Raw genomic sequence first — 2,278 nt, 5'->3', positions numbered from 1 at the left:
CCACAGGTCCGCCCCGCCCCCGTCGATCCCGAACCGGTTCCCCAACTGCCCGAAGACGGCCCCGTTGGTGGTGTAGGTGCGCCACCCGGAACCCAGCGCCCCCGCCTCGAAGAGCGTTCCGTCGAACCGCCCCTCGACCCGGCCCTCACCCTGGGGCCCGTACTTCACCGTGACCGTGTACGGCAGAGGCCGCAGCGGCCGGTCGAGCGGCGCGTCCGGCGCGTCCGCGCGCCAGCGCACCGTCCCCGAGCCCGCCGCCGGGACGCTCGCCAACGATGTCGGCCCCTCCGGCTCGGCCGTCCCGGCGAAGCCGTTGAGCGCGAAGTCCACCCGCCCGGTGGCCCGCAGCCCGTTGACGTTGCGCAGGACCGCCGACAGCCGTGCACGCCCGCCCGGCGGCAGCACCGGCGGCTCGGCCGTGACGGTCAGCGACCCCTGGTACGGCGCCCGCGCCAGCACGTCCCGCACCCGCACCGCCGTCCGGTAGGCGTCCCCCACCGGCCGCGACGGATAGTCCTTCAGCTCCCGGGTCCACGGTTCCTCGAACGCGAACCAGTCCACGGCCGCCGGAGCGGTCCCCGTGGCGAGCGCGTCCTCCAGCGTGTCCAGCCACTTCTGCCAGCGCGGGACGTAGAAGTCGGCCATCAGACCGTTCCACTCCCGGTTGCCGTACTCGTGCAGATTCCCCGTGTCGGACGTGGCCCGCCCGCCCCATACCGTGATCAGCACCTTCGCCGTCCGCTCGAACTCCGCCCGCTCGGCGTCGTTGGTGGCCATCGCCCGCGCGTCGTTCACCCACGGCCCGAGCAGGAACGCCGTGTTCGTCCCCGTCACCTCGTCCGACAGCCGCATCAGCCGCAGCCAGAGCGTGGACAGGGCACGGAAGGTCGCGAGATCACCCCGCCGGTAGGCCGCCCGCAGCTGCGGCAGGTACTGGCGGCTCCGGTGCGCGAGCGCCTGCCGGGCCACGTCCACCACGTCGTACCGGTACGCCGGATTGCGGCGCAGCCCGCCCGCCACGCCCAGCAGCCCGGCGAGGGCCGCGTCGAAGCGGCCCGGGTCGTACGTCAGGGTCCTCGGCGCGTACTCGGCGGCCCGGTCCGCCGCCAGGTCGGGTCGGGCGCAGAAGAGCGAGTCGTGCGGGTCGCTGCGCTCCACGGCCCGCTGCTGGTAGGCGGTGTCGTGCAGCGCCCGCCACGCCTTGCGGGCGCCGTCGTCGCGGCCGCCGTAGCGGAAGTCGGCGTACGAGGAGAACCAGGCGGCCCGGTCGATCTTCTTCGGGGTCCAGGCCAGTTCGGAGAAGAGCTCGAAGGCCGCCGGGTCGCGGTCGGTGGCCTCCGGCATGAACGCCGTACCGACGAGCGCGCTGTCCGCCTTGTCCCGCCAGGCGAAGAACTTGTCGTTCCACAGGTGCGCGCGGGCCCCGATGGTCGTCCGGCCGCCGAAGTTCGGGATCGTGCCGAAGCAGTACGGGGTGCCGCCCCAGTCGCGTTCACGGTTCGTGACGCTGTTGTAGCGGTCGGAGACACCGTCCACGATCAGCATCTTCGACCGGTCGATGGCGTCCAGGAGTTCGGGCAGCGGGTTCTCCTGCCAGCCGAGGATCACCCAGGTGGCTCCGGGACGGGCCTCCTGGAGGGCGCGCTCCACGCCCTGGGCCGCGTCCGGCACCGGCACGTCACCGGCGGTGCCGCCCTCGTGCAGCAGGTCCATCTTGAAGAGGGACGCCTCGCCGTACACGTCCTGCAGGTGGCCGTAGAAGGAGGCGGCGACCCGGGCGAAGGTGTCGGTGCGCGGGTCGAGCCAGTCGGGGCGCTCGAAGCCGTGCCAGATGCCCTGGGGGACGACGTGCGCGTCACCGCCGTTGCGTGCCACGAACTCCTTCGGCACGTGCCCGTAGTAGCCGGGCAGCACCGGGGACATGCCCAGTTCGCGCAGCCGGTCGGCGATCCGCCGGCCCAGGGCGGCCCGGCGGGCGATCAGCTCGGGGGAGAGAGGGCCGCCGTAGCCGGAGAGGTTCTGCAGCAGCCACCAGGGCTGGTGCGAGGGCGCGGGCAGCCAGGCCCGGGACTCCTCGTCGGAGTAGCCGAAGTCCTTCAGCAGCCGGTGGTAGACGGCCTCCATCCCCGCGATGACCAGCACCTCGTTGCACCCGTGCGCCGCCAGCAGGTCGATCTGGTGCTCCCAGTACGACCAGTCCGCGTACGGGGCGGTGTAGCCGTCGTTGGTGTCGTTGAGCGCGAAACGGTGGGGGAGGGCGGTGGATCTCTCCAGGGGG

The 2,278-nt window shown here is 73.0% G+C and carries 1 protein-coding gene; it reads right to left on the bottom strand.

What is annotated here, in order from left to right:
• The coding region (locus P1P70_RS43600) for an alpha-N-acetylglucosaminidase (RefSeq protein WP_319247906.1) at positions 1–2,278 on the bottom strand (2,278 nt) is incomplete at both ends.

The organism is Streptomyces sp. MB09-02B (assembly GCF_033794485.1).
In the GTDB taxonomy this organism is placed as follows: domain Bacteria; phylum Actinomycetota; class Actinomycetes; order Streptomycetales; family Streptomycetaceae; genus Streptomyces.
The sequence above is the reverse complement of the archived record's forward strand: the minus strand, read 5'-3'. Positions and strand labels throughout refer to the sequence as shown.